Source organism: Mesobacillus boroniphilus, assembly GCF_018424685.1.
Taxonomy (GTDB): domain Bacteria; phylum Bacillota; class Bacilli; order Bacillales; family Cytobacillaceae; genus Mesobacillus; species Mesobacillus boroniphilus_A.
In genome coordinates, this window is sequence record NZ_QTKX01000002.1 from 1 (window position 1) to 25106 (window position 25106).

Sequence of the window (25106 nt, forward strand, 5' to 3'; positions counted from 1 at the left end):
GCAAGCTAATGAAGATCCGCTCGACTTGCATGTATTAGGCACGCCGCCAGCGTTCGTCCTGAGCCAGGATCAAACTCTCCAAGAAAGAGTTATGAGTTAGCTCATAAAGTTAAAACGTTGGCTCATGTTCTTCTATAATAGAAGCCATGATAATTTATTGTTTGTTGACGCTTGTTTGTTTAGTTTTCAAAGAACAATTTCTCGCTGCATCGCTCATAAGCGACTTTAATAATATAACATTTGCTAACTGTATAAGTCAATAACTTTTTTTCAAAACTATTAATTTGAAATTGTTGTCTCGTTACTGACTTTGAAGATTATATCAGGCAAATTATTTTATTGCAATACTTTTTAGCCACTTGCTCAAGAGAATATAGTTTTTAGACTGGTCTTCTATTTAAGAAAAAACAAAAGCCGGCATGGATAGCCAGCTTACTGGATGATTTCCTCGATATGCAAGTACCTGTTCTTTTCCAAAGCAAGGATATGGTCTGTCTCCAGCAATTTAACCAACGGCCTTGCCGGGTTCTTTTCTTCTACAAAAATGATTTCTGCTGCCTGTCCATCTGAAAGGCGGATTTTTGTGCCAACCGAATAATTCATAATAGCAGAACTCAATGCTTTCAGAGCGGTAATGTCGAATTCCCCAAATTGCTCCTCATTTATCATCTCGAGCACTTTAAATGGAGAGTGTTTTGGCTTATAAATCCTTTCTGATGTCATAGCATGGAAAGAATCAGCTACGGCCAGGATCTTGGCGAAAGGGTGGATCCTGTTTGCCTTTTCGCCAAATGGGTAGCCGCTGCCATCCATTCTTTCATGATGATGAAGAATCGCAATCTTTGTAGAATCCTTCAGCAATGGACTGTTTTTTACCATCTGATAGCTGTATGTAGGATGCTTTTTGATTTCATCAAATTCATCTATTGTTAAAGTTGTATTTTTATTAAGAAGTGTTGGACTGATCTTCGCCATTCCGCAATCCGATAAACATCCAGCCAGTGCAATCTGGGTTATTTCCCCTTTGCTGTAATTAAGTTTTTTGGCGATGAAGGCACTGATAATCCCTACAGCCAATGGATGATCATATAAATATTCAGTCTTGGTTGAATAATGATGAAGATTGAATATATCCGAAGAAGTCATGTCTGCCTGCTCAATCAATGGGACAATAATGGATCTCAATTTAGCAATATCTATCTGCATTCCTGATTGCCAGGAGATAAACTCTTTCTTGAAGCTCTGCCTGGCCTGTAAAAAAGAATCGATAAAAGTTTCTCCACCCTCATTAGACTTCATACCCGCTTTCTTGTCACTGACGGTCGAAGGTGCAAGAAAAGGCATTCCATTCACTAACGTTTTCTCAACATCCACTTCTTTAACAAGAAAAACTTTCAGGATTTCTATTAGATGTTCTGACAATACTGTTTTTTTGTTCATGATGGGTCTATTCGTTTTACTTAGCACATCATCAACAAGGATACAGCCCTCTTTAAGGTTGTCTACTAGTACGCGCAAGGCTTTCCACCCCAGAATTTTAATTTTCTTACAATTATTTTACTTTATTTTACCAAAAAAGAGGAACACATTTTTGTGTTCCTCTCAAAAAGTTTATTCGTTATCCTCTTCAGCTGGTGTTTCATTCATATCTGCTTCTTGACTGCCAACTTCTTCAGGATCAACTGTTGCTTCAGCATTTTCATCCGGTTCGATGTCTTCTGGCTTCTCTTCTTCCTTATCGACTTTAGCCACTGTCGCAACATATTCATTTTCTGCTTTGTTCAGGCTGATTAATTTTACCCCTTGCGTATTACGCCCTGTCATTGAGATAGAGCTTACGGGGATACGGATTAAGACACCGCCTGTTGTGATCAGCATGAGGTCTTCCTCACCAGTCACGACTTTCATCGTCACAAGGTCGCCGTTTTTATCGGTGATGTTACATGTCTTGATTCCTTTACCGCCGCGCCCTTGCCTTCTGTATTCTTCAGAAGGTGTTCTTTTGCCGTATCCGTTCTTCGTTACAACGAGGATTTCAGCACTTTCTTCAAGGACTTCCATACCGACAACCTCATCGTCATCAGACAAGGTAATACCCTTGACTCCTGTGGCAGTACGGCCCATAGAGCGAACATCGGTTTCAGGGAAACGAATCAATAAGCCGTTCTTCGTGCCGATGATCATTTCTTTGCTGCCATCCGTCATTCGGACAGAGATCAATTCATCGCCTTCACGCAGGTTCAGGGCAATCAAACCATTATTGCGGATATTCGCAAACGATGAAAGTGGTGAACGTTTTGAAATCCCTTCTTTCGTTGTGAAGAACAGGGACCAGTCATCGACGAATTCCTCAACTGGAATGATGGCGTTGACCCATTCACCCTTCTCGATTTCCAATAGGTTGATAATTGGGATTCCCTTCGCTGTACGGCTGAATTCTGGGATTTCGTACCCCTTCGAACGGTATACTTTACCCTTGTTTGTAAAGAACAGGATGGTATCGTGCGTTGAAGTGGTAATTAGATGTTCTACAAAATCGTCTTCATTCGTACCCATACCTTGAATACCGCGGCCACCGCGACGCTGTGCTCTGTATGTCGATACAGGCAGGCGCTTAACATAGCCGTTATGTGTCAGGGTGATGACGATATTTTCGCGAGGAATCAAGTCTTCATCCTCGATCATTTCTAATCCGCCCGATACGATTTCCGTACGGCGCTCATCGTTGAAGCGCTCTTTGATTTCTGTAAGTTCTTCGCGGATGATTTCAAGCACTTTTTCATTATCAGCAAGGATCGCTTTTAATTCTGAAATCAGCTGCATAAGGTTTTGGAATTCTTCTTCGATCTTTTCACGTTCCAAGCCTGTAAGCCTCTGTAGACGCATATCAAGAATGGCCTGTGCTTGCTTATCGGATAACTTGAATTGTGTCATCAATCCTTCTCTTGCTATATCCGTCGTGCGTGAGCTTCTGATCAGGCTAATGACCGCATCAAGGTTATCAAGAGCGATTCGCAGACCTTCGAGAATGTGGGCACGTGCTTCTGCCTTCCTAAGTTCAAACTCTGTGCGACGTCTAATGACGACTACCTGATGGTCAAGATAGTATTCCAGGCATTGCTTGAGGTTCAGAACCTTCGGCTGTCCATCGACTAAAGCAAGAAGGTTGATACCAAAGCTTGTCTGCAATGCAGTTTGTTTATAAAGGTTATTTAAAAGGACATTGGCATTCGCATCCTTACGAACTTCAATGACAATCCTCATACCTTTACGGTCAGATTCATCACGCAGGTCTGTAATGCCGTCAAGCCTCTTATCGCGGACTAATTCAGCGATTTTTTCAATCAGCTTGGCTTTGTTAACCTGGTAAGGAAGTTCTCTGACGATGATGACTTCCTTACCATTTGATTTCTGTTCGATTTCAACCTTCGCACGGAGAGTAATCGAACCGCGGCCAGTCTCATAAGCTTTACGGATGCCACTGCGCCCTAATATCAATCCCGCTGTCGGGAAGTCAGGTCCTGTGATGATTTCCATCAATTCCATGATTGTCATGTCAGGATCCTTGCTGATTGCCAACACGCCATCTATAACCTCGCCAAGCTGGTGAGGAGGGATATTTGTCGCCATTCCGACAGCGATACCAGAAGTACCGTTGACGAGCAGGTTCGGGAACCTTGATGGCATGACAATTGGTTCCCTTTCAGAACCGTCGTAGTTGTCCTGATAGTCAATTGTATCTTTATTGATGTCACGCAAAAGTTCCATTGAAATTTTCGACATACGTGCTTCTGTATAACGCATCGCAGCTGCTGCGTCTCCATCGACAGAACCAAAGTTACCATGTCCATCAACAAGCATATAACGGTAGTTGAAATTCTGTGCCATACGGACCATTGTGTCGTATACAGCAGAGTCACCGTGCGGGTGATACTTACCGATAACTTCACCGACGATCCTCGCCGACTTTTTGTAGGCCTTATCTGAGTGCATGCCAAGGTCATGCATAGCGTACAAAATCCTTCTATGTACCGGCTTTAAGCCGTCACGGACATCCGGAAGCGCACGTGCCACGATAACACTCATGGCATAATCCAGGAACGATGAACGCATTTCCTGGCTAATATTAATCTCTTTCACTCGAGAGTTTGGTGTCTCAGCCATTTAAGAGAAACCTCCTTTAGTAGAAAAGCGCAAGGGCTCCACTATGGGACAGCCGCTGCTGCTAAACACTAATCTAATAGTCAAAATACATACCAATATTCCAATAAGTCGGGGCAGTACACCCCGGTTAACACTATGGCCATTTCAGAAAAAGCAGGATAGAGGCCATACCTTCTATCCTGGGAAGATAATATTAAAGGCTGTTTCCACATCTAAGCAATGAAGCTTACGAAAAGAGCCTTATTAAATATCCAGGTTCTTTACATAAAGTGCATTTTGCTCGATGAAATTACGTCGAGGCTCTACCTTATCACCCATCAGGATTTCAAACGTTTCATCCGATTCGATTGCATCCTCGAGGCTTACCTGGAGCAGTGTCCTTGTTTCAGGATTCATCGTTGTCTCCCATAGCTGCTCAGGATTCATCTCACCAAGACCCTTATAGCGCTGAATGCCTGGCTTCGGCTGCTGCGGAAGTTCCGCAAGAATCTGTTCAAGCTGCTTGTCATTATAAGCATACTCGATTTTTTTCCCCTGCTGGATTTTGTATAAAGGCGGCTGGGCAATATAAATGTATCCTGCTTCAAGGATCTTTCTCATATATCGGTAGAAGAACGTCAATAATAGAGTTCTGATATGGGCACCGTCGACATCGGCATCGGTCATGATGACGATTTTTTGGTAACGAGCTTTTGAAAGATCGAAGTCTTCACCGATTCCTGTGCCGATCGCCGTAATAATTGCTCTTACCTCATTATTGGATAAAATTTTATCAAGACGTGATTTTTCAACGTTCAGGATTTTCCCGCGAAGTGGCAGGATCGCCTGGAAATGGCGGTCACGGCCCTGCTTGGCTGATCCTCCCGCAGAGTCACCCTCAACGACATATATTTCACTGATTGACGGGTCTTTTGAAGAGCAATCAGCCAGTTTGCCCGGCAAGCTGGAAATTTCAAGCGCGCTCTTTCTTCTAGTCAGCTCACGGGCCTTTTTCGCCGCAAGCCTTGCTCTTGCTGCCATGAGTCCTTTATCGACAATCTTTCTTGCGACATTCGGGTTTTCAAGCATGAATTTTTCAAAGTGGTCGGAAAAGAGTGTGTCAGTTACCGTACGGACCTCTGAATTCCCGAGCTTTGTTTTCGTCTGGCCTTCGAACTGAGGGTCAGGATGCTTGACCGACACGATTGCCGTCAAACCTTCACGAACGTCATCTCCCGAAAGATTTGAATCGCTTTCCTTGAAGATTCCGTGTTTACGGGCATAATCGTTAATCACACGAGTCAAAGCTGTTTTGAAGCCGAATTCGTGGGTACCGCCTTCATAAGTGTGTATATTGTTCGCGAATGAATAAATATTCCCTGTGAAGCTGTCATTGTATTGAAGTGCTACCTCGACAGTAATTCCTTCTTTTTCACCCTCGATATAGATTGGCTCTTCATGAAGGACTTCTCTAGTGCGGTTTAAATGCTCAACATAGGACTTAATTCCGCCCTCGTAATAATATTCATTGTTTTTGCCTTCTCCTCGCTTATCCTCAATCGTGATCTTGATTGCTCGGTTCAAGAAGGCTAGCTCACGCAGACGGTTTGCGAGTGTATCATAGTCATATTCCAAAGTCTCGGTGAAAATTTCTCCGTCTGGCTTAAAGTGGACAGTCGTTCCTGTGCGGTCAGTTTCACCAATGATTTTCAAGGGATCGCCGACAGCACCGCGTTCAAATTTCTGATAATGGACTTTGCCATCACGGTGAACAAATACTTCAAGATAAGTAGACAGGGCATTAACAACGGATGCACCAACACCGTGGAGACCTCCGGAAACCTTGTAGCCTCCGCCGCCAAATTTACCGCCGGCGTGAAGTACCGTCATGATGACCTCAACTGCTGGCCTTCCCATCTTTTCATGGATACCGACAGGGATACCGCGGCCATTATCCTGAACTGTGATACTGTTGTCCTCTTCGATGATGACATTAATCTCGTCACAGAAGCCGGCGAGTGCTTCATCTATACTATTATCAACGATTTCCCATACAAGATGGTGCAAGCCTTTTACACTCGTTGATCCGATATACATCCCTGGACGTTTGCGTACAGCTTCCAGGCCCTCAAGCACTTGTATCTGGTTTTCATCATACGCTTGTCCTTGCATGGATTGTTCCTCCATTGCCATATCGATCACCTACACTTTCATTTTCACTCAACTTTTTATAAAACTTATCTATTGGCTATTTTCGCATATATCGTTGTTTTTCGACATTTTTTGCGAACAGGCCGATCTATTAAAATTCCTGTACGGATAATTTTTGGGAGCGTTTCTTTAATGTTCCTGATGCAAGTGGGGAATAATATATATGATTTCCTGTTACCACGATTGACTTGACCGTTCCTCTGGCCAAATGGACAATCTGCTGGTCCTGGCGCGTTATGAACTCTTCCATGAACGGGGAAGAGCTGGCGCTTTCAATATCTAATATAGCTATAATATCTTTTGTCCTTACAAGGACTTCTTCACCAACATGCAAATACATCGAGTCCACCTCATTGGATTCTTGACATTTCGCCGGTTTTCACGCTATACGTGGCTGCTTCCCTTAATGTCTGATGGTCGATCCCATCCACACTTGTTGTGGTGACGAATGTTTGTACTTTGCCCTGGATGGTATTCAATAAATGGGATTGGCGATAATCATCTAACTCAGACAGGACATCATCAAGCAGCAGGATTGGATATTCCCCAATTTCTGAATTGATCAATTCGATTTCTGCCAATTTTACCGAAAGTGCCGTCGTCCGCTGCTGTCCCTGCGACCCGAATGTCTGGACATCACGGCCATTCACGAAAAATTGCAGGTCATCCCGATGCGGACCGAACATGGTGGTGCCGCGGTCAATTTCTCTTGTCTTTATTTTAGCAAATTTCTCTTCATACACTGCTATCATTTTCGACAAATCATCATCTTCTGATACGTCAGCGGAAGGTTTATAGACAATTTTCAAGTCCTCAAGCCCTCTGGAAATCCCCTGATGGATCGGCAATGCCCATTGCTCAAGGAGATGCAGGAATTCAAACCTCTTCACAATGATCCTAGCAGCCGCCTGGATAAATTGTTCAGTCAGGATATCGAGCATTGTATGATCTTTGGCCTTTTTGATCTGCAGCTGTTTCAGGTAATGGTTCCGTTGCTGCAGGATCTTATTGTACTGACTGATATCATGCAAATAAATAGCCGAAACCTGTCCTATTTCCATATCGACAAATCGCCTTCTTACTTGAGGGCTCCCCTTTACCAGATTAAGGTCCTCAGGCGCAAACATGACGACATTCATATTGCCGACATACTGACTTAGCTTCCTCTGTTCGAGATGATTGACTTTAGCCTTCTTGCCTTTTTTCGATATGACGAGCTGCATTGGCAATGATCCGTTGCTTTTTTTAATCCGTCCCTCTATTTTAGCATATTCCTCATCCCAGCGAATTAAATCTTTATCATTGGAGGTACGGTGCGATTTTGCCATGGCCAGCACGTAGATGGACTCCATGACATTCGTTTTCCCCTGTGCATTTTCCCCAAGGATGACATTGACCTTATTTTCAAAGGTCGCCTCTAATCCCTGGTAATTGCGGTAATTTCTTAATTGCAGTTCCTCTATATACATGAACAGTTCATCCTCTGGATTATTGCGTTATGCTGAACTCGCCAAAACCAGGAATAGATATCTGGTCTCCGGAACGAAGCTTCCTTCCTCTTCGCTGATCTTGTTCACCATTGATAAAAACATCATGTTCACTTAAAAACCACTTTGCCATTCCGCCCGATTGAATAACATCAGCGAGTTTCAGGAACTGGCCTAGCGTGATATATTCCGTATCAATTTTTATTTCCTCATTCACGTGTCTCACCCTTTTCTTCCAAAAGGACTTAATACTTTATTTTACTAAATTTTTTCCATAGAAACAAATTTTCTTATTAGAAAAGCACAAGCGCCTCGGTCAGACCCGACAAGCGTTGGAGGGCCGACCAGTGAAGTCGCTCTTTGACTTCATTGGGCGGACCGAAACGTCTCGAGGGGCTAGGCGCTGAAGCTAGACAACTCTGAAATGGATTTCCCCTTTTCCTTTTATGAAAAAAACCACCAGCATTAAAACTGGTGGCAATATGGATCTTAGTACGTTCTTACCGGCAGGATTAGCTGCAGGATGGAGTCGTCGTGAAGCGGTCGGATGACGAATGGTCTCATTGCGCCTGTAAAGCTGATCTGGATTTCTGTTCCTTCCAATGCTTTTAGGGCATCCATCATGTACTTCGCGCTGAATGAAATTTTTAGTTCCTCGCCATCGATTGATTGGCTTTGGATTTCTTCGACAACCGTACCGATTTCCGGAGTGTTTGACGAAACCTCGATTGCGCCGCCTTCGATTGTGGAAAACTTGACGACGTTGTTTCTTCCCTCTCTGGCAAGCAAGGATGCACGATCAATCGCATGCAGGAATTCCTTCGTGTTAACGACTACATCTGTTTTGCTCTCAGATGGGATCAATCTTCCTGTGTCAGGATAGTTTCCTTCAAGCAGCCTTGAAAAGAATAATAAATGTTTTGCCTTAAACAATACCTGGTTTTCTGTAATGACGATATCAACAGATTCTGAGCTGTCATCAAGGATTTTGCTCAATTCTGTCAAGCTTTTCCCTGGGATGACGACATTATAGCTTCCAGTGTTATCTGCTTCGAGTTTTGCTTTTCTCAATGCAAGCCTGTGGCTATCTGTTGCAATACAGATTAATTCATTGTTTTCAACCTTCCAGTTTACACCTGTCAAGATTGGGCGTGTTTCTGAGGTGGACACTGAAAAGACCGTCTGGCGGATTAAGCCTTTTAATAAGTCTGTAGGAATTTTGAATACATGCTCTTCCGAAATTTGCGGAAGGTGTGGGTATTCTTCAGCATCCAGGCCATTTAGGTTAAATTCTGATTTACCAGAACGGATAACGGTCTGCAGATTGTTATGAACTTCGATTTCTACTGAATCTGTAGGAAGCTTTTTAACGATTTCACTAAAGAAACGCGCCTGCAAAACAATGGATCCTGGCTGTTTGATTTCGACGATCTCATCCCCAGCTTCTTCTTTAGGAATGAAAGATTCGATGGAAATATCAGAATCGCTGCCTGTAAGAGTTACTCCCTCTTCATTAGCAACAATTTTAATACCTGTCAAAATGGGGATTGTTGTTCTGCTTGTCACTGCCTTCATTACGTCTTGGACGCTTTGGAGCAATGAATCGCGCTGGATAATAAATCTCATTTTTTAGCCTCCGTTTAGGAATATTTTTATCATAAAAGCATATATTAATATGTTTTAAAAAATAGTAGAAGTACTAGTAGGGCCTGTGGATTTGTGGATAAGTGGGTTTGTTCAAAGGAAACACAGCCTATCCACATGTGGACAGACTGTGCGTAACCAATGGAGAGTTATTCACACTTTCCTAAACCCTTAATTGTTCATTTATATCTTTCAGCTGCTTTTGCAGGCTCGCATCTACTGAAATCATTTTTGATATTTTTTCATGTGCATGGATGACCGTCGTATGGTCTCGGCCTCCGAATTCTTCGCCAATCTTAGGCAGAGAGAAATCTGTCAGCTCTCTTGATAAGTACATAGCTATTTGCCTAGGGTATGCTACGGATTTCGTCCTTTTCTTCGCTTTAAAATCCTCTAGCTTCACATTGAAATGCTGTCCGACAACCCTCTGGATGTCGAGAATCGTGATTACCTTTGGTTTAGAGCTCGGGATAATATCCTTTAGCGCTTCGGCTGCCAGGTCCGCATTGATATCCTTATTGATCAATGAAGAATAAGCGACGACACGGATCAAAGCTCCTTCAAGCTCACGGATGTTGGAATCGATTTGGTTCGCGATATAAAGCATAACCTCATTCGGAATATCAAGGCCTTCAGCTTTTGCCTTTTTACGGAGGATCGCTATCCTCGTCTCGAGGTCTGGGGGAGTGATGTCCGTAATCAAACCCCATTCAAAGCGGGATCTCAGCCTGTCTTCAAGTGTTGGAATTTCTTTTGGCGGACGGTCACTGGAGATGACAATCTGCTTGCTTTCCTCATGCAATGTATTGAATGTATGGAAAAATTCCTCCTGGGTTTGTTCTTTTCCCGCCAGGAACTGAATATCATCAATGAGCAGGACATCGACATTGCGGTATTTATTGCGGAAATCTCCCGCTTTATTGTCCCTGATTGAATTGATGAATTCATTCGTGAATTTTTCAGATGACAAATAAACCACTTTGGCATTCGGATTATGATCCTGGACATAGTGCCCAATTGCATGCATCAAGTGGGTTTTACCAAGTCCTACGCCCCCATATATGAATAAAGGGTTATAGGCTTTTGCCGGCGCTTCAGCAACTGCAAGCGATGCCGCATGGGCGAAGCGGTTACCTGAACCAATGACAAAAGTATCGAATGTATACTTTGGATTCAGCATGCTGACAGGCAAATCAGGAATATCGTCATCCCTCTTCACTCTTTTTGGCGGCAATGGAATGTCGAGATCTTCTTCGTTCTGATTCTGGGGAATAATAAATTTTACAGAAAGCTCTTCACCAGTGATTTCATACAATATACCGCTGATTAACTGAGAATAACGTTCCTCCAGCCAGTCACGGGCAAACTCATTCGGGGCTGTAATCGTAAGGACATCACCCTGTAAGGAATGTGCCTTTGTTGATTTAAGCCACGTATCGAAACTTGGCTTGCTGATCTTTTTCTCGATTTTAGCGAGAGCGTTGTTCCAGAGATCTGCAATGTTCTCCAACAATTATCCCTCCTTTTCTCGTCGTTTTTACGCTTTTTTCTCTATATCTGGCTGCATTTGCACTCACAATTACTTATAGATCTTTTGTCAGTCAGGTTTACAGTCTACTCGAAAAGCATAAAATCAAAGGTTATACACGTTGTACAACCCCTGGATTAATAAATATACGAAACTATTAATGTGGAAAAATATATAATAAGGAAGAAAGGAAGCTTTTCGACAATATCCACTTTCTGTGGACAAACTTTTACAACAGGCCTGAATAACCTATCCACAGCTTATCCACATTTTGTGGATAAGTATATTTTCGTCATCGAATTATTAAGAGTGAAAACACAAATATAATATCAGATAATCTAGCATGGCGCAACGCTTTTTAATACATTATCCACAATACACTATCACTGTGGAGATTAATTGTCCACAGGTACTTGAATTGTGTAAAAGCTGTCAGGAAGGCTTGTGGATAATAAAAATCATGTCGATTTTTGTCCACAGGGCGTTAGATGACGCAAAAATGACCAATAAAATATATCGATTAACATTTCTATTTATGGTGGAAAATATTCTCCTAAAAATTTTTTTGGGTTCAATAGATATCTTCTCTTTAAACTTTAAAAACGCATTTCTTATTTCTTAAATAGATCATAAAGTTCCGAAAGGGATCCGAAATGTTGAGGAATAGTTTGGAACCAAATTACGAAAAGCTAACAAATAATATATTGAAGAGCCCAGTTGGAGAATTGTATTTTAAATTTTGGTAATGCCGTCGATTTCTGATTAGGCACTTGACAATTTACACTGCCCATCTTTATAATTACAAAGACTGTCTGTAACAGCTATTCCTCAGGGAGGTGTAACATATATGAAACGCACTTATCAACCAAATAAACGTAAACACAGCAAAGTTCACGGATTCCGTGCCCGCATGAGCAGTGCAAATGGCCGTAAGGTTCTTGCTCGCCGTCGTCGCAAAGGAAGAAAAGTATTATCAGCTTAGGCCACTGAAATGTCAGTGGTCTTTTTTCTCTTTGGGCAATACTATTTTGGGAGCTTTGTATGCTGACAAAATGGCTTTAGGGGGATTTATTTTTGGCTATAATGAAAAGAATAAATTCCTCTGTCAGCCATATTAAAAGAATCCCGGTGAAAATTCAGATCCATAGAGAATAGAAGGTGTTATAGATGAAAAAAGATTTCAGAGTGAAAAAAAATAAAGAATTTCAAGAAGCTTTTAAAAAAGGAAGATCCGTTGCGAACCGGCAATTTGTTCTCTATATTTTAAAAAAACCGGAGCAGGAAAATTTCCGCATCGGACTGTCAGTCAGTAAAAAAATTGGCAATGCCGTCATGCGCAACCAAATCAAAAGATATATCCGTCAATCATTTCATGAACTGCAGGATCGGATCCATAACGGGAACGACTACATCATCATTGCCAGAAAGCCCACTGCTGAAATGGACATGCATGAAGTGAAAAAAAGCCTTGAGCATGTCTTGAAGGTTGGAAAGGTTTTGAAGAAGCCAAAACCTGGAGATAATGATTGAGGCAAAAAAATTTGCTGAAATGCAATTTTTAAAAGCGCTTCCCTATAAAAGATGTTAAAATACTTTTGATTGCATTGTGCTGACAAGGCTAAATGTACATAAATTTTGGACGAACTTTGAAAATAAATGAACGTATCGGGAAGTTAGGAGGAAATGAAGCTTGAAAAAAAGAATATTATTAATAATGGGCTTGCTTTTAGTGATGACCGTGCTGACAGGCTGCATGGAATATGACCAGCCAATCACTGAGGAAAGCAAGGGTTTCTGGAATGAATATATCGTTTATCCATTGTCCTTGTTAATCATCAAGATGGCCGAATGGCTTGGCGGGAATTTCGGATTATCTATAATCGCTGTTACTTTGCTGATCCGCCTGGTAATTTTGCCGCTTATGATCAAACAGACGAAAAGCTCCAAGGCTATGCAGGCATTGCAGCCGGAAATGGCAAAGTTAAAAGAGAAATACAGCTCTAAAGACCAAAAAACCCAACAGAAACTCCAGCAGGAAACAATGGCGCTTTTCCAGAAGCATGGTGTCAATCCGCTTGCAGGATGTTTCCCGCTGATTGTCCAGATGCCAATCCTGATTGGTTTCTACCATGCGATTTCAAGAACGAGAGAGATCGCCGAGCATAACTTCTTGTGGTTCGATCTTGGTGCACCGGATCCATACTATATTCTGCCATTAGTTGCAGGTGTTACAACTTTCATCCAGCAAAAAATGATGATGGCTGGCCAGGAAGCAAACCCGCAGATGGCAATGATGCTGTGGCTGATGCCAATCATGATTATTGTATTCGCGATCAACTTCCCAGCAGCACTTTCATTATACTGGGTAGTCGGTAACTTATTCATGATTGTTCAAACTTACTTTATTAAAGGGCCGGATCTAAAAGCTGCGGCTGCCGGCAATGCGGGAGGAGCAAAAAAGTGAAACAGGTAACTGCTACAGGACAAAATGTCGACGAAGCAGTAGAATCCGCTTTAGCTCAATTAAAGACAACCAAAGACCGCACAGAGATTGATGTAATTGATGAAGGCAAAAAGGGGATTTTCGGACTTTTCGGTACACGACCGGCTGTCGTCAAGGTGACAGTAAAAATTGATGCTGTTGAAGAAGCCGTAAATTATTTGAAGTCGGTTGGCTCGCAAATGGGGGCTCCAATCGAAGTTGATGTGAAAAAGGAAGGGAAAACAGTACTCTTTACGATGTCTGGTGAGAAAATCGCTTTGCTGATCGGAAAAAGAGGACAAACGCTGAATTCCTTGCAATTTTTGACCCAGCTCGTGATGAACCGTTATTCTGAACAGTATGCAACTGTCTTGCTTGATGCAGAGGACTATCGCCAGCGCAGGAATGATACACTCGTGCAATTAGCCGAACGCCTTGCGCAAAAAGCAGTCAGAACTGGCCAGACCGTCGCGCTTGAACCTATGCCTTCGTATGAACGCAAAGTGATTCATACTGCATTGATGTCAAACAAGAAAATCAAAACATATTCCGATGGCACTGAACCTCACAGACATATTGTGATCGCGCCGTCGAAGTAAGAATGATTTATTAAACCCGGACCAGGCGATGGTTCGGGTTTTTTTGTGCACTTTTATTACTTGTTTTTGAAGGATTTTGCGTATCTTTTGAAGTGTCGAGATTCATAATTGCTTCAGAAGGGTTGATTTATAGTATTTTTTAGGACTCACAGCGAGGATCTTTTGTTCGAAAAATAATTTTATGGCGGATTTCACAGATTTATTGGCGAAAAGTTAGTTTAATTGGCGATAATTAGCAGTTTATTGGCGAAAATCAATTTTTATTGGCGACTTGGAAATTATCATGCATTTTTCCAATTCAACATCCAGTTCTCCAGTTCAATCAACTTCCAATTCAACATTCAGTCCCACAGTTAGCTCAAATCCCAATTGAGTTTTCCACAGTCTAAATAAAAATCATTTATTTCCTCATTTGGTTTTATTGTTATTCACATGTGGATAAGTTAAAATTAAATAAGTTTATTTAATGAGTTGTGGATAAATTCTGAGTTGAAAGGATTCCTTTCTTTTTTTCACTAAAGTGATGTGGTATTCTAGTAATTTGTAGAAAACAAACTTTAATCTTTTGATATAAATAATTTTTGCGGAAATGTGGGGTGAGCAAATGGAATTTGATACGATTGCGGCGATTTCTACGCCGATGGGTGAAGGAGCGATTGCGATTGTCCGTTTAAGCGGGGATCAGGCTTTCGAAATAGCTGATGGACTTTTCAAAGGTGTTGGCAGCAAGAAGCTAAGTGAGGTAGCTTCGCATACAATTCATTACGGCCATCTGATCGATCCGAAAACTGGACAAGTTGCGGAAGAAGTAATGGTCTCTGTCATGAGAGGGCCGAAAACGTTCACGAAAGAGGATGTAGTCGAAATCAATTGCCATGGGGGTCTTGTTTCTGTAAACCGTGTGCTCCAGCTTGTTCTTAATCAGGGAGCAAGGCTGGCGGAGCCGGGGGAATTTACAAAACGGGCTTTTTTAAATGGACGGATCGACCTTTCCCAGGCTGAGGCAGTCATCGACTTGATCAGAGCGAAAACGGACCGTGCGATGAACCTGGCTCTTGGTCAGATGGAGGGACGCCTCTCAAAGCTGATCCAGAAGCTGCGTCAGGAAATTCTTGAAATTCTTGCACATGTGGAAGTGAACATCGATTATCCGGAGTATGATGATGTGGAGGAAATGACGCATAACATGCTTTTGGAGAAGGCGAAGTATGTAAAAGGGGAGCTTGAAAAGCTTCTGCAAACCTCACAGCAGGGAAAAATCCTTCGTGAAGGACTGTCAACGGTTATTGTTGGCCGCCCGAATGTCGGAAAATCTTCTTTGCTAAATAGCCTTGTGCATGAAAATAAAGCGATTGTCACCGATATTCCAGGAACAACGCGTGATGTCATTGAAGAATATGTGAATGTTCGCGGTGTTCCTTTAAGACTGCTTGATACAGCGGGAATACGGGAAACGGAAGATATCGTCGAACGCATTGGGGTTGAACGCTCTCGCCAGGTTTTGAAGGAAGCGGATTTGATCCTGCTCGTTCTGAACTATTCGGATGAGCTTTCGGAAGAGGATCGGAACATTTTCAAAGCGGTGGAAGGCATGGATGTCATTGTCATCGTCAATAAAACCGACCTGCCACAAAAAATAGATATGGATGAAGTGAAGAAGCTTACGAAAGATTATTCGCTGGTAACGACTTCATTGCTGGAAGACCAAGGTGTTGATCAGCTGGAAGAAGCAATTTCGAGCCTGTTCTTCTCAGGTGCAATTGAATCAGGAGACCTTACGTATGTTTCGAATAGCCGACATATTGCACTTCTTAATCAGGCTGTCCATTCGATTGAAGAAGCGATCAACGGTGTCGAAATGGGAACGCCAATTGATATCGTCCAGATTGATTTGACTCGATCATGGGAGCTGCTTGGTGAAATCATTGGTGAAAGCGTGCATGAAAGCTTGATTGACCAGTTATTCTCGCAGTTCTGTTTAGGGAAGTAAAAATAAAGAAGTTATTTTCGAAAAACTTTCTATAATGCTACAGCTAAATAGCGATGTAGCACTTTTGGACTATAAAGATTCTTATTACTTATAGATTTGAATGCAGCATAAAGGAGGCAGCAGGATGGGTTATGAAGCCGGAAATTTTGATGTGGTTGTTGTTGGTGCCGGACATGCGGGTGTTGAGGCGGCCCTTGCGCCGGCACGCATGGGCGCGAAAACCGCGATGATTACCATCAATCTTGATATGATTGCGTTCATGCCGTGCAACCCGTCAATCGGCGGACCTGCAAAGGGAATTGTTGTACGGGAAATAGACGCACTAGGCGGCGAAATGGGCCGCAATATAGATAAAACATACATCCAGATGAGGATGCTGAATACAGGAAAGGGGCCTGCAGTACGTGCGTTAAGGGCCCAGGCTGATAAATTCGATTATCAGAACGAGATGAAAAAGACACTGGAAAATGAAAAGAACCTTACATTGGTGCAAGGAATGGTTGAGCGTCTGATTGTTGAAGACGGCGAATGTAAAGGGGTCATTACCCAGACGGGAGCCATTTATCGCGCAAAAACAGTCGTGATCACGACAGGTACGTATATGCGCGGGGAAATCATCCTTGGCGAATTGAAATATTCAAGCGGCCCGAATAATCAGCAGCCTTCAATCAAGCTTTCAGAACATCTTGAGGAGCTTGGCTTTGATCTTGTACGTTTTAAAACGGGAACTCCGCCGCGTGTGCACAGCGACACGATTGATTATTCTAAAACAGAAATTCAGCCTGGTGATGATGTTCACCGAGCATTTTCCTATGAAACGACGAAATACATCACAGACCAGCTTCCATGCTGGCTGACGTATACAAATGAACAAACACACCAATTGATTGATGACAATCTGCACCGTTCCCCGATGTATTCAGGAATGATTAAGGGTACTGGTCCGCGCTACTGTCCATCCATCGAGGATAAGGTAGTCCGTTTCAATGACAAGCCGCGCCACCAGATCTTCCTGGAGCCGGAAGGAAGGAATACTCAGGAGGTTTATGTACAGGGACTGTCAACGAGCTTACCGGAAGAGGTCCAGCATAAAATCCTTCAGACCATACCTGGTCTTGAAAAGGTCCAAATGATGCGTGCGGGCTATGCGATTGAATATGATGCCGTAGTGCCGACGCAGCTTTGGCCAACATTAGAAACGAAACTAGTCAAAAATCTATATACTGCCGGCCAAATCAATGGTACTTCAGGCTATGAAGAGGCTGCCGGCCAGGGAATCATGGCTGGAATCAATGCCGGCAGAAGGGCTTTGGACAAAGAAGAAGTCATCCTGAGCCGTGCTGATGCCTATATTGGTGTATTGATCGATGATCTCGTGACAAAAGGAACAAATGAACCATACCGTTTATTGACATCAAGAGCGGAATACCGTCTGCTTTTGCGCCACGATAATGCGGACCTTCGCTTGACTGAAAAAGGCCACGAAATCGGCTTAATTAATGAAGAACGTTACCAGAAGTTTTTAGCGAAAAAAGAAGCAATCGAAGCGGAGAAACAACGCCTTCAATCGATCATCATTAAACCGACAGCGGAAGTTCAAGAGTTAATCCGTTCGCTTGGCGGAAGCGAATTGAAGGATGGCATCCGTGCTTCAGATCTTTTGAAGCGACCTGAGGTTTCATATCAGCATATTAAGCAGCTGGTTCCTGCAGATGGCGAACTTGATTTCGAAACAGAAGAACAGACAGAAATTCAAATCAAATATGAGGGATATATTGAGAAATCACTTCAGCAGGTTGAAAGGCTGAAAAAGATGGAAGACAAGAAAATTCCGGAAAATATTGATTACGATGCAATTTCTGGAGTGGCCACTGAGGCTCGCCAAAAATTGAAAGAAGTACGTCCGTTAACATTAGCGCAAGCATCGAGAATCTCAGGTGTGAACCCTGCAGATATCTCAATCTTGCTCGTTTATTTGGAACAAGGGCGTATTGCACGAATCTAGAAATAAATTTTGCAATAAATCCACCAGCAAGGACAGAAAGGGTTGGCTTATGAATACAGATCAATTTAAAGCTTTACTCGCTGAAAAGGGAATCGAGCTTTCCCAGAAGCAAATGGAACAATATGAAAAGTATTACCACATGCTCGTCGAGTGGAATGAAAAAATGAATTTGACTGCGATAACAGAAAAGCCTGAAGTGTACTTGAAGCATTTCTATGATTCAGTTTCTGCAGCATTTTATTTTGATTTTAATAAGCCGCTCAATTTGTGTGACGTTGGTGCCGGTGCCGGCTTCCCGAGTATCCCGATTAAAATTGCATTCCCGGAAATCAAGGTTACGATAGTCGATTCCTTAAATAAGCGAATAACATTCTTGGAGCAGCTTTCGAAAGAATTGGGACTAGAAGGAACAACATTCATCCACGATCGTGCTGAGACATTCGGCCAAAATCCTGCCTATCGTGAAAAGTATGAAGTTGTTATGGCCAGGGCTGTTGCAAGAATGTCAGTACTAAGTGAACTTTGCCTTCCGCTAGTGAAAGTTGGCGGAACATTCATCGCCATGAAGGGCAATCAGGCAGGGGAGGAACTGCAGGTTGGTGAAAAAGCAATCACGGTTCTTGGCGGGAAGCTGGAATCCTCCCATTCATTCACTTTGCCGGTGGAAGAGAGTGAACGGAATATTTTAATCATTAATAAACAAAAGCCAACACCTAAGAAGTACCCTAGAAAACCGGGAACTCCGAATAAAACGCCGATTGAATAGAGGCTTCTATCCTTCGCAGCAACTTTGGTCAAAGACCTAAGCTGCACGATTTGATAAAATTCAGTAAACCGGCCATGTACGCTTACGCTTTTTGTCCTATATTGAATAATGAATTTAGTTTATAATAGAGTCTATAGGCAGGAACTTGTCATTTTTATAGAGAATATGTAATAGGGAGTTCATAAAGGTGGTGTAGGGTGATGAAGCCTTCTTTTTCGCGCTTTTTTGGTCTTGGAGAAAAAGAAAAAGAACGGAACGAAGTGGAAGAACAGACGGTTGAGGATATTGACAACGTTGAGGATATTGACAACATAGAAAATGAAGAAATAAAGAAGATTCCGATTGACCATATTATTCCAAATAGATACCAGCCAAGAACTGTTTTTGATGATGAAAAAATTGAAGAATTGGCCCGTACCATTCATATACATGGAGTAATCCAGCCAATCGTCGTACGTGAATACGATCAGGATAGATTTGAGATTATCGCAGGTGAACGCCGCTGGCGAGCGATGAAAAAGCTTGAGTGGGCAGAGGTTCCTGCAATTGTAAAAAATTTATCTGATTCCGAAACGGCATCTGTTGCTTTGATTGAGAACCTCCAGCGTGAGGAGCTTTCACCGATTGAAGAAGCAATGGCATATGGAAAGTTACTGGAAATTCATAATCTGACACAGGAAGCCCTAGCGCAAAGATTGGGAAAAGGTCAATCAACAGTTGCGAATAAGTTGCGATTACTTAAGCTTCCACAGGAAGTGCAGGATGCGCTTTTGAATAAATTGATTACAGAGCGACACGCCCGTTCGTTAATCCCGTTAAAAAATCCTCAGTTGCAGGTGCAGGTATTGGCAGAGGTCATTGAGAAATCCCTCAATGTCAAACAAACGGAAGAACGCGTCGTCAAGCTTTTGAGTCAGAATGAAGAGAAACCAAAGCCAAAGCGGAAGGCATTCAGCAAGGACATGAGGATTGCGGTCAATACAATCCGCCAGTCGCTGACAATGGTTTCCGACAGCGGCATCAATCTCGATTCGGAAGAAGAAGAGTTTGAAGAGTTCTATCAATTCACGATTCGCATACCTAAGAAGAAATAATAGATTGCTAGTGGGGGACAGGCTGTCCCCCACTTTTTTGTTGGCAAATTTTAAACTAATCAGCAGTCGGGGAAAGGTGCTTTTTGTTTAATAGACAATCATATTACCGTTTTCTTTCTTTTGAATAAAAATTCTATCAACTGTCTGAATTCATGATAAAATAGAATACATGATTGCTTTTTTCGGCATCCCCATACTCTCTATATGGGTGGCGGGGGAAGCCTAAATCTCAGTTTGAAATTTTTATGTTACTACTTCGATAAGTGTCCAGCTCCAGCGCCTAGCCAGTTTTCTTCCCTGCTAGTGCTTCCTCGAGTATCTTGCGAGAAGCGTTAGCTTTGAGCAGCTCGAGTCGCTTGTTTAGTTTCGCCTCCTAGAAACTCCGAAACTTCAACTCCGCCGGCAGAAGCAAAATGCGCTTCTTTGTCGGAGTCTCCAGTTTCTGCGTTTCTGGACAGTCGGCTATACATATCGATTTCAGTCCTGCCAATGAAGTCAAAGAGCGACTTCACTGTCAGGCCCTCCAGTGCTTGTCGGGGCTGAACAAGGCGCTTGCGCTTTTCTAATTATTTTACGGGTTTGAAAGAAGGTGACAATGTGGGAAAAATCATCGCGATTGCTAATCAAAAAGGTGGAGTCGGCAAGACGACTACTTCAGTGAACCTCGGTGCGTGCCTGGCATACATAGGAAAAAAAGTGCTGCTTGTCGACACGGATCCTCAAGGAAACGCTACGAGCGGTGTGGGGATTGAAAAAGCGGATGTTGAGCAATGCATCTATGATGTTCTTGTTGATGATGTTGAAGCTAAAAATGTAATCCATCCAACAGCTGTAGAAAATCTATATACAATTCCAGCGACCATCCAGCTTGCTGGAGCGGAAATTGAGCTTGTGCCCACGATCTCAAGGGAGGTTCGTTTGAAGCGGGCTCTCGAGGAAGTGAAGGATCGTTTTGATTATATTATCATAGACTGTCCGCCTTCCCTTGGTCTATTGACACTGAATGCTTTGACGGCTTCAGATGCAGTCATAATCCCTGTCCAATGCGAGTATTATGCACTTGAAGGGTTAAGTCAGCTCCTAAATACCGTCCGCCTTGTACAGAAGCATTTGAATCAGGATCTGAAGATTGAGGGAGTCCTGCTGACCATGCTGGATGCACGTACGAATCTAGGTCTTCAAGTCATTGAGGAAGTGAAGAAGTACTTCCAGGATAAGGTTTACAAGACTGTCATTCCAAGGAATGTGCGACTAAGTGAAGCTCCAAGCCATGGAGAGCCAATTATCATTTATGACCCGAAGTCCCGCGGGGCGGAAGTTTATTTAGATCTTGCAAAGGAAGTGGTTGCAAATGGCTAAAGGCTTAGGTAAAGGATTGAATGCTTTCTTTAACATGGAAGCTGAAAAAGAAGAGAAGGTCCAGGAAATAAGCATCAAAGAAATAAGGCCAAATCCTTATCAACCACGAAAAGTTTTCCAGCCGGAAGCGATCGAGGAATTGAAGCTTTCAATCCTGGAACATGGAATCCTGCAGCCGATCATTGTCAGGAAAACGATAAAAGGCTATGAAATAGTAGTTGGTGAGAGGCGTTTCCGGGCAGCGAAAGAAGCAAAGCTAGAAACAGTGCCGGCAGTCGTCCGTGAGCTGAATGAACAGCAAATGATGGAGCTTGCCGTATTGGAAAATCTTCAGCGTGAAGACCTGAATCCGATTGAAGAAGGAATAGCCTATCAAACTTTGATCGAAAAGCTGAAGCTCACGCAAGAAGAATTAGCGAAAAGGCTGGGCAAAAGCAGACCGCATTTGGCAAACCATATCCGTTTGCTGTCGCTGCCTCCAAAAATTCAGCAACTCATCTCTGATGGTAAGATTTCAATGGGCCACGGGCGCGCGCTTCTAGGATTAAGGAAGAAAGACAAGCTTTCAATCCTGGTCGATAAAATCATTAAAGATGGAATGAATGTCCGCCAGCTTGAACAGCTGATCCAAGAGATGAACGAAGTTGTTCCACGTGAAACAAAAAAAGACAAAGTAACAAAAGATGTTTTCATTCGTGAACGTGAAACAACGCTTCGTGAACGCTTTGGCACCACCGTAAACATCAAACAATCCAAAAATAAAGGGAAAATTGAAATAGAGTTTTTCTCCAAAGATGATTTAGAACGGATTCTGGAACTATTAGATCAGCAAAACTCCTAAGCTATCAATTTGATGGCTTCTTTTTTTACAAAGGCTCTTTTGGTTACTTTGTTGGTTGCAGAAACAAAAGTAAAGACTGGCATCTGGGTTTTTTCGAGTTTGGATGAATCTCATTTCCAACTTTTCCTTGAAAAGAGCCCTGATGCCTTTCAGTATGCGGATGCAAAGGTATTTTGAAAAACAACAATCAATGTGAATACAGCTTTTAAATAAGCTTATTCATAACAAAATCTGAAGACGGGTGAACTATATGTTTTTACTTGGCACCATTGTAAATGGGTTACTGATTATCATCGGGACCTTGCTGGGCAGGCTATTGACGAGAATTCCTGAAAATATGAAAGCCACAGTCATGCATGGCATCGGGCTTGCTGTAATGGTGCTGGGCCTGCAAATGGGCTTTAAAAGTGCTAATTTCCTGATTGTTATTTTAAGTTTAGTGATTGGTGCTGTCCTTGGTGAAGCTTGGAAGCTTGAGGATAAGCTTAATTCAGCTGGGGACTGGCTTGAGAGAAAGCTTGGGTCAAAAGGGGAAGGGAGTATTTCGCAAGGGTTTGTGACTGCGACGCTAATTTTTGTCATTGGCGCCATGGCCATTATCGGTGCCCTGGACAGTGGAATCCGCGGTGACCACGACGTCCTCTATACAAAAGCAATCATTGACGGCTTTACGGCATTAATACTGACTACCACACTAGGTATTGGGGTTCTTTTTTCCGCGATTCCAGTCATGCTGTATCAAGGAATGATCGCGCTGTTTGCGACACAAATAGATAAGTTTATTCCGCAGGCATTGATGGATAGCTTCATCCTTGAGTTGACTGCAACCGGGGGCGTCATGATTTTCGCCATCGGCTTGAACCTGATTGGATTGACAAAAATCAGGGTTGCGAATCTTCTGCCAGGTATTCTTGTTACTGGTGTTCTAGTTACGATCTCGCATTATATGATTGGGATTTAATAGAAAAATGCCTGGATCCTCCAGGCATTTTTTAGAATCTTATTCTGCTACTGTTGGCTGCTCGGTTTCAAGATCCCAGTTGATTTTAGTCCAATCCTGTTTCTTCGGTAGTTGCTGACTGCTCTCGAAAATACCGTTTGCAATCGTTTTTGCCATTTTCAAAACGAGGTTCAGTCTTGTATTTTGCAATACAAAGAATTCCATGAATCCGCTGACATTGACGATGCCGGTGATGTGCATATTTCCGACTTCAGGCAGTTCCTTATTCACCCCGGCGCCTGGCTTGACTGGCCCATTTCCTACCTGGATGGAGCCGACGCTTTTTAGCCGGCCAAGGCAAGCGTCTATGCCGATAATAAAAGGATTGAAATGCTTTTCTTTGATTTCGATCAGTTTTGCATCCATATTCACTGCATGTATCGGATCATCGAGAGTTCCATATACATGGTAAGGAGCAACTTCCTTTTCCTGCAGCAGTGTTCCGATTAGCGGACCCAATGAATCACCGGTAGAGCGGTCAGTTCCAATACAGACAAAAACAATTGGGCGTGTGCTGAAATTAGGCAAATGGTCCAGGATTTCAGAAGCCAGCTTTTCGGCAGCCAGCTCATCTTCATGGTTGATTTTTGCCACATTGTTTCTCCGCTCGAAAAAATGGTTTTTGAGATTCATTGGATCAACTCCTTAAAAATTCGTACTATTAGTATACGGCCTTTTTTTGTAATCTATACATACCTGTAAACAGAAACATTTAAACAGGGTCTTTTGGAGCAGTGAATCTTTTTTAGAGGAATAAGTACTTATTTTTTACAGAAGGCATTATAATGGTTTGGTCTCTGTCGGAAAATGATAATTTTATATTAGGATAATAATATGTTGGTTTAGAGTGAGAGCATGCTGTAACTGTTAAGATTTACTTATGCCCTTAAATTTCAGAAACAGTCTTCTTTAACTACATTATAAAACTTGTTAAAATGATTGTGTTTGTATGAAACCTTCTAGTTTGTTACATAACGTTTAATAATGTGGCTCTGTTATACAGAGCCACTAATGTAAGCATGAATTTTTCAGGTAGGTGAAAATATGAGTAAAACAGAAGAAAGTTTGACTAGGACAGAAGAGATTTTTAATAAATTTAGCCAAAAACTAATGGATGATGCCCTTTGGTTTGCAATTGGAGAAAGTGTTTTAAAAATCATTGCGATCTTGATTATCACAGGCTTGCTCATCCGAATTGGAAAGATTGCGATCCGCAATTTCTTTAAGGTTAGGACGAGGGGGCCTCTACGGATTACGGAGCGACGTGAAGCGACATTGATGAAGTTGCTTGAAAATGTCCTTACGTATGTCGTCTATTTTATTGCCATCATGATGATTCTTTCGGCTTTGACCATCAATGTACAGGCGATGCTTGCTGGTGCCGGGATCGTCGGTTTAGCAGTCGGCTTTGGGGCGCAAAGCCTGGTTAAGGACATCATTACTGGTTTCTTCATTATTTTTGAAGACCAATTTTCGGTTGGCGATTATGTAAGAATCGGACAATTTGAAGGAACTGTGGAGGAAATTGGGCTGCGGACGACGAAGATTAAAAGCTTTACAGGGGAAATCCATATCCTTCCTAATGGCAGCATTGTAGAAGTCACCAATTTCTCACTCTTTAACAGTGTCGCTGTCCTTGACATTGGCATTGCATACGAGGGTGATCTTGAGTACGCAGAAAAAGTGCTTCAGGAATACTTGGAGACAACTACAGAAAAGTACCCAGAACTGGTCAAGACTCCTGAGCTTTTGGGTGTCCAGCAATTTGGGGCGTCTGAGGTTGTACTCCGTATTGTGGCGGAATCCCTTCCAATGAAACACTGGTATATGGGCAGACAGCTTCGCAAAGATATAAAGCGTGTCCTTGATGAGCATGGAGTTGAGATTCCATTCCCAAGAATGGTCATGTACTCTCGCCAGGAAGGCGGAGAGCAAAAAGAATTCGGTAAATAAACAA

The 25106-nt window shown here is 42.6% G+C and carries 22 protein-coding genes and 1 rRNA gene; 12 read left to right on the plus strand and 11 right to left on the minus strand.

The genetic code is table 11. The features are described 5' to 3' along the window. The 9 genes from DYI25_RS13100 to dnaA form a co-directional block, all read right to left on the minus strand. A 16S ribosomal RNA gene (locus DYI25_RS13100) occupies nucleotides 1–85 on the minus strand; the annotation flags it as partial. A 347-nt stretch (nucleotides 86–432) separates the two neighbouring features. Beyond that, entirely contained in the window at nucleotides 433–1518 is a 1086-nt protein-coding gene (locus DYI25_RS13105) for an HD-GYP domain-containing protein (protein ID WP_213369630.1), read from the minus strand. 93 nt (nucleotides 1519–1611) lie between these two features. Next, nucleotides 1612–4164 carry a DNA gyrase subunit A gene (gyrA, locus tag DYI25_RS13110; protein WP_213369632.1) on the minus strand — a complete coding sequence of 851 codons (2553 nt, stop codon included), beginning with the start codon at nucleotides 4162–4164 and terminating at the stop codon, nucleotides 1612–1614. A 243-nt stretch (nucleotides 4165–4407) separates the two neighbouring features. Continuing rightward, nucleotides 4408–6315 (minus strand): DNA topoisomerase (ATP-hydrolyzing) subunit B, encoded by a 1908-nt coding sequence (gyrB, locus tag DYI25_RS13115; protein WP_425374513.1) that lies wholly within the window; start codon nucleotides 6313–6315, stop codon nucleotides 4408–4410. A 130-nt stretch (nucleotides 6316–6445) separates the two neighbouring features. Beyond that, complete coding sequence (gene remB, locus DYI25_RS13120) at nucleotides 6446–6694, minus strand: extracellular matrix regulator RemB (protein ID WP_213369634.1); 249 nt, start codon at nucleotides 6692–6694, stop codon at nucleotides 6446–6448. 10 nt (nucleotides 6695–6704) lie between these two features. Next, nucleotides 6705–7823 carry a DNA replication/repair protein RecF gene (gene recF / locus DYI25_RS13125; protein ID WP_213369636.1) on the minus strand — a complete coding sequence of 373 codons (1119 nt, stop codon included), beginning with the start codon at nucleotides 7821–7823 and terminating at the stop codon, nucleotides 6705–6707. Nucleotides 7824–7842: 19 nt separating this feature from the next. Continuing rightward, entirely contained in the window at nucleotides 7843–8058 is a 216-nt protein-coding gene (gene yaaA, locus DYI25_RS13130; protein WP_213369638.1) for a S4 domain-containing protein YaaA, read from the minus strand. Nucleotides 8059–8330: 272 nt separating this feature from the next. Beyond that, on the minus strand, nucleotides 8331–9467 hold the full coding sequence (gene dnaN / locus DYI25_RS13135) for a DNA polymerase III subunit beta (protein ID WP_213369640.1): 1137 nt from the start codon (nucleotides 9465–9467) through the stop codon (nucleotides 8331–8333). A gap of 181 nt (nucleotides 9468–9648) precedes the next feature. Beyond that, nucleotides 9649–10995, minus strand: coding sequence for a chromosomal replication initiator protein DnaA (dnaA, locus tag DYI25_RS13140; protein ID WP_213369642.1), 1347 nt, complete (start codon nucleotides 10993–10995; stop codon nucleotides 9649–9651). An 865-nt stretch (nucleotides 10996–11860) separates the two neighbouring features. On the opposite strand from dnaA, the gene rpmH reads away from it, so the two are divergent. From rpmH to noc, 8 genes are all read left to right on the plus strand, one after another. After that, nucleotides 11861–11995, plus strand: coding sequence for a 50S ribosomal protein L34 (gene rpmH, locus DYI25_RS13145; protein WP_013059930.1), 135 nt, complete (start codon nucleotides 11861–11863; stop codon nucleotides 11993–11995). Between the two features lie 185 nt (nucleotides 11996–12180). Next, the gene (gene rnpA / locus DYI25_RS13150) at nucleotides 12181–12543 is read left to right on the plus strand and encodes a ribonuclease P protein component (RefSeq protein WP_213369644.1); all 363 of its coding nucleotides are present in this window, start codon (nucleotides 12181–12183) and stop codon (nucleotides 12541–12543) included. A 160-nt stretch (nucleotides 12544–12703) separates the two neighbouring features. After that, nucleotides 12704–13477 carry a YidC family membrane integrase SpoIIIJ gene (gene spoIIIJ, locus DYI25_RS13155; protein WP_213369646.1) on the plus strand — a complete coding sequence of 258 codons (774 nt, stop codon included), beginning with the start codon at nucleotides 12704–12706 and terminating at the stop codon, nucleotides 13475–13477. After that, nucleotides 13474–14094 carry an RNA-binding cell elongation regulator Jag/EloR gene (jag, locus tag DYI25_RS13160; RefSeq protein ID WP_213369648.1) on the plus strand — a complete coding sequence of 207 codons (621 nt, stop codon included), beginning with the start codon at nucleotides 13474–13476 and terminating at the stop codon, nucleotides 14092–14094. The genes spoIIIJ and jag overlap by 4 nt, the downstream gene beginning before the upstream one ends. Before the next feature lie 604 nt (nucleotides 14095–14698). Beyond that, nucleotides 14699–16084, plus strand: coding sequence for a tRNA uridine-5-carboxymethylaminomethyl(34) synthesis GTPase MnmE (mnmE, locus tag DYI25_RS13165; RefSeq protein WP_213369650.1), 1386 nt, complete (start codon nucleotides 14699–14701; stop codon nucleotides 16082–16084). A gap of 124 nt (nucleotides 16085–16208) precedes the next feature. Next, complete coding sequence (gene mnmG / locus DYI25_RS13170) at nucleotides 16209–18089, plus strand: tRNA uridine-5-carboxymethylaminomethyl(34) synthesis enzyme MnmG (protein WP_213369652.1); 1881 nt, start codon at nucleotides 16209–16211, stop codon at nucleotides 18087–18089. Nucleotides 18090–18138: 49 nt separating this feature from the next. Further along, on the plus strand, nucleotides 18139–18855 hold the full coding sequence (rsmG, locus tag DYI25_RS13175) for a 16S rRNA (guanine(527)-N(7))-methyltransferase RsmG (RefSeq protein ID WP_213369654.1): 717 nt from the start codon (nucleotides 18139–18141) through the stop codon (nucleotides 18853–18855). Nucleotides 18856–19055: 200 nt separating this feature from the next. Then, nucleotides 19056–19949 carry a nucleoid occlusion protein gene (noc, locus tag DYI25_RS13180; protein WP_213371165.1) on the plus strand — a complete coding sequence of 298 codons (894 nt, stop codon included), beginning with the start codon at nucleotides 19056–19058 and terminating at the stop codon, nucleotides 19947–19949. Between the two features lie 332 nt (nucleotides 19950–20281). On the opposite strand, the gene DYI25_RS13185 is transcribed toward noc, so the two are convergent. Then, nucleotides 20282–20461, minus strand: coding sequence for a hypothetical protein (locus tag DYI25_RS13185; protein WP_213369656.1), 180 nt, complete (start codon nucleotides 20459–20461; stop codon nucleotides 20282–20284). An 85-nt stretch (nucleotides 20462–20546) separates the two neighbouring features. On the opposite strand from DYI25_RS13185, the gene DYI25_RS13190 reads away from it, so the two are divergent. From DYI25_RS13190 to DYI25_RS13200, 3 genes are all read left to right on the plus strand, one after another. Further along, a complete protein-coding gene (locus DYI25_RS13190; protein WP_102264747.1) occupies nucleotides 20547–21308 on the plus strand; it encodes a ParA family protein in 762 nt (253 codons plus the stop codon). Further along, the gene (locus tag DYI25_RS13195; RefSeq protein WP_213369658.1) at nucleotides 21301–22149 is read left to right on the plus strand and encodes a ParB/RepB/Spo0J family partition protein; all 849 of its coding nucleotides are present in this window, start codon (nucleotides 21301–21303) and stop codon (nucleotides 22147–22149) included. The genes DYI25_RS13190 and DYI25_RS13195 overlap by 8 nt, the downstream gene beginning before the upstream one ends. 250 nt (nucleotides 22150–22399) lie before the next feature. After that, on the plus strand, nucleotides 22400–23110 hold the full coding sequence (locus DYI25_RS13200) for a DUF554 domain-containing protein (RefSeq protein ID WP_213369660.1): 711 nt from the start codon (nucleotides 22400–22402) through the stop codon (nucleotides 23108–23110). A 39-nt stretch (nucleotides 23111–23149) separates the two neighbouring features. Here the strand turns inward: DYI25_RS13200 and yyaC are convergent, their stop codons facing one another. After that, nucleotides 23150–23782, minus strand: a complete 633-nt coding sequence (gene yyaC, locus DYI25_RS13205; RefSeq protein WP_213369662.1) for a spore protease YyaC — start codon at nucleotides 23780–23782, stop codon at nucleotides 23150–23152. 411 nt (nucleotides 23783–24193) lie between these two features. Between yyaC and DYI25_RS13210 the strand changes: the two genes are divergently transcribed. Further along, complete coding sequence (locus tag DYI25_RS13210) at nucleotides 24194–25102, plus strand: mechanosensitive ion channel family protein (RefSeq protein ID WP_213369664.1); 909 nt, start codon at nucleotides 24194–24196, stop codon at nucleotides 25100–25102. Nucleotides 25103–25106: the final 4 nt, after the last annotated feature.

Coding starts and splice junctions, on each gene's coding strand:
- rsmG (WP_213369654.1), top strand. CDS start 18,139: ATGAATACAGATCAATTTAAAGCTTTACTCGCTGAAAAGGGAATCGAG.
- mnmG (WP_213369652.1), top strand. CDS start 16,209: ATGGGTTATGAAGCCGGAAATTTTGATGTGGTTGTTGTTGGTGCCGGA.
- gyrA (WP_213369632.1), bottom strand. CDS start 4,164: ATGGCTGAGACACCAAACTCTCGAGTGAAAGAGATTAATATTAGCCAG.
- DYI25_RS13210 (WP_213369664.1), top strand. CDS start 24,194: ATGAGTAAAACAGAAGAAAGTTTGACTAGGACAGAAGAGATTTTTAAT.
- remB (WP_213369634.1), bottom strand. CDS start 6,694: ATGTATTTGCATGTTGGTGAAGAAGTCCTTGTAAGGACAAAAGATATT.
- yyaC (WP_213369662.1), bottom strand. CDS start 23,782: ATGAATCTCAAAAACCATTTTTTCGAGCGGAGAAACAATGTGGCAAAA.
- gyrB (WP_425374513.1), bottom strand. CDS start 6,315: ATGCAAGGACAAGCGTATGATGAAAACCAGATACAAGTGCTTGAGGGC.
- rnpA (WP_213369644.1), top strand. CDS start 12,181: ATGAAAAAAGATTTCAGAGTGAAAAAAAATAAAGAATTTCAAGAAGCT.
- mnmE (WP_213369650.1), top strand. CDS start 14,699: ATGGAATTTGATACGATTGCGGCGATTTCTACGCCGATGGGTGAAGGA.
- noc (WP_213371165.1), top strand. CDS start 19,056: ATGAAGCCTTCTTTTTCGCGCTTTTTTGGTCTTGGAGAAAAAGAAAAA.
- DYI25_RS13195 (WP_213369658.1), top strand. CDS start 21,301: ATGGCTAAAGGCTTAGGTAAAGGATTGAATGCTTTCTTTAACATGGAA.
- dnaN (WP_213369640.1), bottom strand. CDS start 9,467: ATGAGATTTATTATCCAGCGCGATTCATTGCTCCAAAGCGTCCAAGAC.
- rpmH (WP_013059930.1), top strand. CDS start 11,861: ATGAAACGCACTTATCAACCAAATAAACGTAAACACAGCAAAGTTCAC.
- DYI25_RS13200 (WP_213369660.1), top strand. CDS start 22,400: ATGTTTTTACTTGGCACCATTGTAAATGGGTTACTGATTATCATCGGG.
- recF (WP_213369636.1), bottom strand. CDS start 7,823: ATGTATATAGAGGAACTGCAATTAAGAAATTACCGCAATTACCAGGGA.